At 59.5% G+C, this 8565-nt stretch carries 4 protein-coding genes and 2 pseudogenes; 5 read left to right on the top strand and 1 reads right to left on the bottom strand.

Annotated elements, in window-relative coordinates; genetic code table 11:
• The first annotated feature begins 933 nt into the window (after positions 1-933).
• The 5 genes and pseudogenes from ahcY to RIF23_RS20480 all read left to right on the top strand — a co-directional run bounded on the left by ahcY (position 934) and on the right by RIF23_RS20480 (position 6834).
• Positions 934-2391 (top strand): adenosylhomocysteinase, encoded by a 1458-nt coding sequence (gene ahcY, locus RIF23_RS20460; protein ID WP_310914266.1) that lies wholly within the window; start codon positions 934-936, stop codon positions 2389-2391.
• Between the two features lie 221 nt (positions 2392-2612).
• Positions 2613-3887, top strand: a complete 1275-nt coding sequence (locus tag RIF23_RS20465; protein WP_407659524.1) for an adenosylhomocysteinase — start codon at positions 2613-2615, stop codon at positions 3885-3887.
• Between the two features lie 381 nt (positions 3888-4268).
• On the top strand, positions 4269-5513 hold the full coding sequence (locus RIF23_RS20470; protein ID WP_310914269.1) for an MFS transporter: 1245 nt from the start codon (positions 4269-4271) through the stop codon (positions 5511-5513).
• A gap of 542 nt (positions 5514-6055) precedes the next feature.
• Positions 6056-6367 (top strand): annotated as a pseudogene (locus RIF23_RS20475) (transposase); the annotation flags it as partial.
• A gap of 113 nt (positions 6368-6480) precedes the next feature.
• Complete coding sequence (locus RIF23_RS20480) at positions 6481-6834, top strand: hypothetical protein (RefSeq protein WP_310914272.1); 354 nt, start codon at positions 6481-6483, stop codon at positions 6832-6834.
• On the opposite strand, the pseudogene RIF23_RS20485 reads toward RIF23_RS20480, so the two are convergent.
• Positions 6800-8361, bottom strand: a pseudogene (locus RIF23_RS20485) (IS1634 family transposase). The gene RIF23_RS20480 and the pseudogene RIF23_RS20485 sit on opposite strands and share 35 nt — an antisense overlap.
• Positions 8362-8565 lie beyond the last annotated feature (204 nt).

The raw sequence follows: 8565 nt of genomic DNA on the forward strand, positions 1-8565 counted from the left end.
CTCCACCGACGCCAGCAGCCCCACCAGATGTGACTGCGCCCGACGTCGGGCCTCCACACGGCCGAACACTCCCGCTACCAGTGCGAACGCATCCTCCAGCCCCGCCTTCCACACCGAGACGTCCTCCACCGCCACATCATCATCCACCACACCGAAGAGGAGAGACAGCCTTCAACACAACGAACTACGGCTGTCGTGCTAACGACTCAGGACACTATGGTCGGGCAGGTAGCAAAAATGATCTTGGATCCTCCCAGCTTTCACAGTAAATCGCCTGCTCACGCCTTTAGTTCATATGGATATCTCGATAGTATCGGCCTGGCTGTCTGGCCAGGATTGGCCAGCTCTGAGGATAGGACTGTAGTGCGGTTGACACGTGTCAAGATCAACTGTAATAGTTCAACTACCTAGGTTTGTAGGTTCAGTGTCGACTCGGTCGGCGCTGCCATAGTCGAGAGGCGCTGCAACGGACGATGTCCGCCACGCTCGATTATGGGTGCAGGATGAAAGGGCGCCTCCTTTAGGAGGGTGACCTTGGCTTTCATCTGAGATTCGTATTTGCATGGGTAATTCCTCTTGTCTGTCGTTCACGATTCCCGCTGGACACGCAGATTGTGAAATTTTTTCGAGATCAAGGGCATTTCTTGCTCAAGCGAGTCAGGTCTCAATGTCGGCTTCCTTGTTCAGGGCGGATTTTCGGCTAGTCCGCGTGACCGCACTGTCCCTACAAGAACGGACTGCGGACGTTCATTCTTCGGAATCGATAAACATGGTCCGGGAGCTCAGGTGTCAAGGAATCTGCACTGAACATCTTTCGTAATCATTTCCAGCGAAGGAATGTGCTCGACTGATATGGAGTGGTGGCCAGGTCACCCGAACCGCAGGATGTGGCATATTTACGCATCCCGATAGTGGAGAACGAAAAGGAGAGTCATGAGTACCAAGCTTGAGAAGCTCAATGGCCTGGACTTCGCCGTCGCCGACCTATCTCTGGCAGAGGCTGGTCGCACGCAAATCCGGTTGGCCGAGCACGAGATGCCCGGGCTGATGTCCGTCCGACGTGAGTTCGCCGAGTCGAAGCCGCTGAAGGGCGCCCGTGTCGCGGGCTCACTGCACATGACCGTGCAGACCGCCGTGCTCATCGAGACATTGGTGGAGTTGGGCGCCGAAGTCCGCTGGGTTAGCTGCAACATCTTCTCCACCCAGGATGAGGCAGCAGCCGCTGTCGTCGTTGGCCAGGGAACGGTGGATCGGCCGCAGGGAAGTTCAGTGTTCGCCTGGAAGGGTGAGTCTCTCGAGGATTACTGGTGGTGCACCGACCAGTTGTTCCAGTTCAGTGGAGGCAAGGGCCCAACGATGCTCCTCGACGACGGCGGCGACGCAACCTTGCTCGTCCACAAGGGGGTTGAATTCGAGGGAGCCGGCGGCGTCCCGCAGCCCGAGGATGACGACCCCGAGGATTACCAGCTCCTGCTGCGCACCATCGCGACGAGTATGTCTCAGGATCCCCAGCGCTTCACCAATATGGCGAAGGATATCCGCGGTGTCTCAGAGGAGACCACGAACGGAGTCAAGCGCCTTTACCAACTTGCTAGGGAGGATGCCCTACTCTTCCCGGCGATCAACGTGAACGACTCGGTAACGAAGTCGAAGTTCGACAACAAGTACGGGATCCGGCACTCCCTACCCGACGGGATTAACCGGGCGACTGACACGATGCTGGGTGGAAAGACCGCCGTTGTGTGCGGCTACGGGGATGTTGGCAAGGGGTCTGCGGAAGCACTTCGAGGCCAGGGGGCACGTGTCCTCGTCACCGAGATTGACCCGATCTGTGCACTGCAGGCAGCGATGGACGGATTGGAGGTGGTCGCCCTGGAGAGGGTGCTCGCCTCAGCCGACGTTTTCATCACCACGACTGGCAACTTCAATATCATCATGGCCGACCACATGGCGCAGATGAAACATAATGCCGTTGTATGCAACGTCGGCCACTTCGACAACGAGATCGACATGGCTGGATTGGCGAGGATTCCGGGCATTGTCAAGAATGAGATCAAACCACAGGTGCACGAGTGGACATTCCCGGACGGGCATGCGGTGCTGGTTCTGTCCGAGGGACGCCTGATGAACCTGGGCAACGCCACGGGACACCCGAGCTTCGTCATGTCAAACAGCTTCACTAATCAGACGCTGGCGCAGATCGAGCTGTTCACCAAAGCCGTGAATTACGGTAAAGACGTGTACATGCTGCCCAAGCACCTCGATGAGAAGGTGGCACGCCTACACCTCGATGCGCTTGGGGTAGAGCTTACCCGGCTCACAAAGGAGCAGGCTGAGTACATTGGGGTGGACGTTGACGGTCCGTACAAGCTGGACCACTACCGCTACTAAGTCGGATCTCGCGGACATGCGGTAGTAGTACGTCTAGGGCTGGGGGCTCCGCACCGCCACCGATGGTGCGGAGCCCCCAGCCTAGTATCGCGAACGTCTGGCTGCGCACGACCGCAATGGAAACACAGACACAAGGGATCGCCGTGGCCGATTCTCGCGCGAGGGATGCTCTGCTCCACCGGCGACATTGATTCATCATGGAAGAATTGAACATATGCGGGATGTCACATGACGTCGTGAATCGCGATCTGGTTCAGGCAGGAGCCCAGCGCATAGATTCAGTCGAGCGCAACATGCCGGCGTTACGCCGGGTCCGTGAACGTTTCGCTGTGGAACGCCCACTGGAGGAGCTGCGAATCGCTGTGTGCATGCCGGTAACCGCCGAGACGGCCAACGCTCTCCGGACCCTGCACGCTGGAGGTGCGGAGCTCGCTCTGGCTTCCTCCAACCCCCTCCTCACCCAAGAGGATACCGCTGCCGCGCTTGTCGAGGAGTACGGAGTGGCGATGAACGCATGGGCGGGCCCGGATGCGATGAGCTACGAACACAACCTAACCACAGTCCTGGACAGCGATCCGCACTTGCTCCTCGATGATGGCTGTGACCTGGTGAACATTGTCCATCTGGAGCGGCCCGAGCTGCTGGACACTATCGTGGGCGGCTGTGAGCAGACCACGGCCGGCGTCACCCGACTGCGCGGGATGTGCACCGAAGGGATACTGAAGCTTCCCATGGTTGCGGTCAGCGAGAGCTACACGAAGCAGATGATGGACAACCGGTTCGGCACCGGTCAATCCACCGTCGACGGGATCATGCGCGCCACCGGATCCATGCTGGCCGGGTGTGTCGTGGTAGTGGCCGGTTTTGGTATGTGCGGACGCGGTTTGGCTGAACGGTTCCGCGGTATGGGGACACGAGTTGTTGTAACGGAGGTGGATCCGGCCAGAGCACTCGATGCGGTGCTACAGGGATACACCGTGTTACCCATGGCCGAGGCGGCCGCTATAGGTGACGTGTTCGTCACGGTCACAGGAAACCGCGATGTCATCCGTGCCGAGCACATCGCGCGGATGAAGAATGGCGCGGTACTTGCTAATTCCGGCCACTTCGATGTGGAGATCCATTCTGGAGTGTTGGCGGATCTCTCAGTGGAGGTCAACTTTGGGGTTTGTCCGCAGACTGACGAATACGTCCTGGACAACGGGCGTCGTGTTTTCCTGCTTTCCGAGGGATACCTAGTCAACCTCGGCGCGGGGGAAGGGAACCCACCCGAGGTGATGGACATGTCGTTGTCCGTGAAAGCACTCACTGTCGAATGGCTGGCTCAGCACCACGCTGACATGTCACCTTGTGTGCTGGACGTCCCGGCCACCATTGACGCCGAGGCCGCCCGCCTGGAACTAGCCACCCTCGATGTTGGTATCGACCACCTGACGCCCGACCAGAAAGAGTACCTACATCCTGGCACAGCTAGCCGGTTTCCGTCATTCCACTAGCGAGAGTCCACGAACCATGCGGAATGTTCGTGTAGAGCGCTGAACCATCCTGAGTTTGTGTTGGAAGATCTTGGTCCTGGAAACGAGGGTGGGGCATGTCAATGGAACACTAAACTGAATGGTTTCTGAATTTGATTTTTGAGCATTTTCTCCTGAATCGACTTCCAGTCAAGAATGTCCAACTCGCTGAATGCTTACACAAAAAGCGGAGAATCGGATTCATGAGGGGATGCATGTCCGAATTTGGATTCCGATGAACCTCCAGGATTAATTAAGAAGGAAGATTTCGATACAAGCCAGCTAGAAATATGACAAGATTCCATTTCTGCATTATGATGACCCCACAATTTCGGCGTTACTTGCATTAGAAATAAATATCCAGTGACCTCAAATAATTCCACCAAAGAAAATGGGAATATATTCTCATTATTTCTTGGGTCGGCATTCTTTTCTGGCCTCGCTGATGGGACATTTAAAGTGATTGTCCCATTGCTGGCCATTACGATCACCCATAGCCCGGAAGCGGTTGGAATAGCCGCGGCGATGGTTTGGCTTCCCTGGCCGTTTCTAGCTTTATTCATAGGTGGAATTGCCGATCGACGGACTCCCCTTGGCATCATGTGGGCGGGCGAGTTGACGCGTGTCTTTCTGACGCTAATTCTCGTTCTCCTTTCGCTAGCAGAAATTATGAATATTTGGTTGTTCATATTGTGCGTTTTCGTGGTGGGGGCGGGATCCGTTGCGGTAGATATACCAGCTCAGGCGGTGGTTCCTAGGATCGTTGGTCCGACGGGTCTCGCTCGTGCAAACGGGCGTTTCCAGCTTGTCCAGTTGGGCACGGTGCAGCTTCTCGGGCCTCCGGCCGCCGGTTACCTAGTGGCACTCGGTGTATCCGGGAGCCTCGGCCTCATCAGCATCTCGTTCCTTATATCGGCGGTCCTGCTTGCCGCCACGATGCGAGGGATCAACTCGCACGCAGGAGTGGGCGAACAAGCCGAGAGAATACGGGAGCCCGTTTTTGCGAGTTTTATAGCCGGAATTCGATATATCGCAAAGCGTGCCGATGTGCTGCGGATTTCCCTGCAGGCTGGAGTAAGTAATTTTGCTTTTGCGGGGATTATCGCTACCCTCCCTCTATTTGCGGTGGAGCCAGGGCCACTGGGACTCTCGACTACAGAGTACGGATTCCTTTTCGCATCCGGAGCGGCTGGAGGAATTATAATGGGATTCTCTTCTCATGTATTCGCGATGCGTATTGGAGAGCGCCTTACGTTGCAAGCAAGCGTCCCTTTTCTCGGTGTATTCATCGTTCTCATTTCGGTGGGAAACGTGTGGCTGGTCGCCGTAGGATTGTTCGGATACGGCGCGGTCATCATGCTGTGGAATGTCGTCAGCGTCACTTATCGTCAGACCACCGTGCCCCCCGAACTGCTCAATAGGGTGAATGCTACCTATCGATGGATATCATGGGGAGCCATGCCTGTCGGGGCTTCCCTAGGAGGTGTGCTCGTAGGAGCAATTGGAAGCGAGATGTATTTCATTATTCTCGCTATGTTTGCTTCACTATCCGGTGCCCTGTTTGCGCCTCGTAATAGGCATTTTCATTCCGCTTATACTAACGAATGAAATGTGGAGGCTTATGCAAAACTTAGTTTGAAGAAGTGGAGTGCTCGGACTGCATGAAAGGCAGTGGCTTATGCGCGAAGTGGTCTCCGATAGTCTATGAGCATGCATCGCCACGTTTGGAAGTTCGCGATTGCCCGTTCAATTACATAGCGAATCTTGTTGGTGTTTGTGTAAAATTCTAATTGTCACCCCAGGAGCTCGCTTCCCTGTGGCATCCGGAACGGCGTTATTAGGTCAACGCCGATGTATCGGTTATCGCCGATGGAGTTTTCTGAGTTTGGGATCTTGTTAAGTCCTGACTCGCCAAAGGCTTTAGTGCTCCAGTTGTAGTTCTGGTTTGTCCTGGCCTGGAGTCAATTGCCGGAGATGGCAGCACAAGGATCCCTTGATCTTGGGAAGCGTCGGACACACGAACGGCCACCGTCCGATCATCGATGGGTGTGAAGACAACGAAAAAACCGGCGGTGGCCGCGATCACCAGCGTAGCCGCCCAGCGCTGGCCGCACCGGCTGAACGACCTGATCGCCGCGATCTCTGGCCGCATGGCCCGACCCGAGACCCGAAACACCGCCCATGACCTGCTGCGCGGACTGCTCGCTCCACTCCCGCGCAAGAACTGCTGGACCCTGTCCGAACACGCCGGCCACCCCGACCCCTACCGCTTCCAGCACCTGCTCTCCCATGCCCACATGGACGAATCAGATCTGGTCGCCGACCTGCGCGACTATGCCCGCACCCACCTGGGCGACGACGACGCGGTCCTGATCCTGGACGAGACCGGCGACCTGAAGAAAGACACGGAGACGGTCGGCGTCCAACGCCAGTACACCGGCACCGCCGGGCGTATCGAGAACGCCCTGCAGAGCTGACCAGCTCAGGCACTAACGCAATTGACCAAACTCGGGGGCGTCACCGAACCACCGGTGAACTGGCGTTCTACCGATGCTACGCGCCCGAGGCGGTGCCAATGACGCGGCTGGTCGCCGTGACCGGACGCCGGTGGGCGCTCGAGGAGAGCTTCCAGCAGGCCACGAGTCTGGCCGGGTTGGACGAGCACCAGGTCCGCACCTGGACCTCGTGGCACCGGTGGAGCCTGTTCGCGATGCTCGCCTACGCCTTCCTCGCGGTATACGCCGCGATCGAGGCCCGCCAGAGCCCGCACGAGGACGGCGTGATCGCGTTTACCTGCACCGAGATCACGCACCTGCTCAACGCCGTGTTCCCCGGGGCTTCTGTTACCGAGCACGTGCTGGAATGGTCGCTGTTCAGACCCGAGTCGTGCCGTTTTAGTGTGTCGGCCATGGGGTGTGGGTGGTGGTGAGGATGTGGCGGGCGGTGTCGGTGAGGGGGTCGGCGGCGGTGTGGGTGTGGCCGGCGATGGTGACGTTGATCTGCTGGAGTGGCCGTAGGGCCTGAATGATCTTCTTGATGCTCATGCCGGTGGCGTGTTGCAGGTGGCGGGTCACGGCCAGGGCGGTGACCACGATGGTGAGGTGGGCTTCGATCGCCTCGCGGGTGTGGTGGAACATGGGGCGTGCCCGCGATCGGTCGTGCTCATCCGGAACGAGGCCTCCACGTTCCAGAGGTCGTGGTAGGAGGCGATGACCTCCTCGGCGGGCATCAGGGTGACCGGGATGTTGGTGAGGTATCCCTTCAGCCCGACCAGGCGCCGGGCGCGGGCCAGGGCGGCTTGGTCCAGGGTCGGCGCACCGCTGCCGGTCTTGACGAACCTCGGTGTGCGTGCGGCCTTCTCGCCCGCGATGACGGCGCGGGCGCGGTTCTCCTGGGCGGTGAGGGTCTTGGCGTCGCGCACGGCGCGTTTGCGCGAGTAGGTCCACACGGCCCGCCATGACCGGGGGTGCCGGTCGGGGTCCCATACCGGCTCGGCGCGGTGGGCGGGGTTGTTCTCGCTGCGTGCGGCGGCTGTGGCGGTGCGTGGGGTGATGGTGTCGATGACCTGGCCGTCGGTGAACGCGTCCCCGTGCCACCGGAAGTGGGAGGCCAGGTCGACGGGCGCTTTGGTGACACGCGACCCGACGATGAAGCGCAGGCCGGCCTCGTCCAGCTCGCGCAGGTTGGCGGTTGAGACTATGCTCGCGTCGGCGACTACCACCAGGTCGGCCAGGCCGTGGCGGGCCTGGAAGCGGCGGATGAGCGGGATGAGGGTGGCGGTCTCGGCCGTGTTGCCCTCAAAGCAGCCGATCTCCAGCGGGAAGCCGTCCCTGTCCACCAGCAGCCCGACCACGACCTGCGGATCCACGCGCCGCTCCTTGGAGTAGCCCACCTTGCGCAGCTCGTCTTCGGCATCGGCCTCGAAGTACAAGGTCGTCACGTCGTACAGCACAAGCGACAAATCATCCTCACGCGCGGCGTGGGCGAAGCAGGCGGCGGCGATCCGGTCGCGGTAGGCACGCTCCTGACAGCCGGCCAGGGCACGGAACATGGTCCGCAGCGAGGCGCGCTCGACCCCGATCTCCTCCAGCACCCGCAGCGAGTCGGCCTTGCTGGTCGGCTCCACGATCCGCGCCAACACCAGCTGCCGGAACGACTCGTCGGCGACCACGTCGAAACCCAGCCGCGCATAAGCACCGGTCAACACCTGCCACAACAGCGCGCTGGACTTCGAGGTGATCACCGCCCGGCCGGGCTCGACCTGCCCGCCGGACAGATCCAGCTTGCCCTGACCGGGATGCAGCTTACGCCGAGCGGCCTCCACCAGCGCAGCCAACTCAGCGTCGGTATGCGCCGACCCCAGGTGCTCGATCACCCGATCCCGCCCCTGGCGACGCTCGGCGATCTGCACCGCCGTCGCGCCCGAAGCCGTCCGGACCTTGCGCACGAACGCCACCCGCCCGACCCTACCGGCCGATTAGTGTGTCACCCCACACCCACGAACCCCACCCCACCAGCACGAACACCAGCACAACCCACTAACCCGACAAAAATGGCACGAGTCAGGTCAGACGCTCCCACCAAGCGATAGCCCACCAATACCACTACCGAAGACAGGAACTCCAGGAACCATGACAAAACGGAACTACAACTGGAGTGC

Source organism: Lipingzhangella rawalii (assembly GCF_031628175.1).
Classification (GTDB): domain Bacteria; phylum Actinomycetota; class Actinomycetes; order Streptosporangiales; family Streptosporangiaceae; genus Lipingzhangella_A; species Lipingzhangella_A rawalii.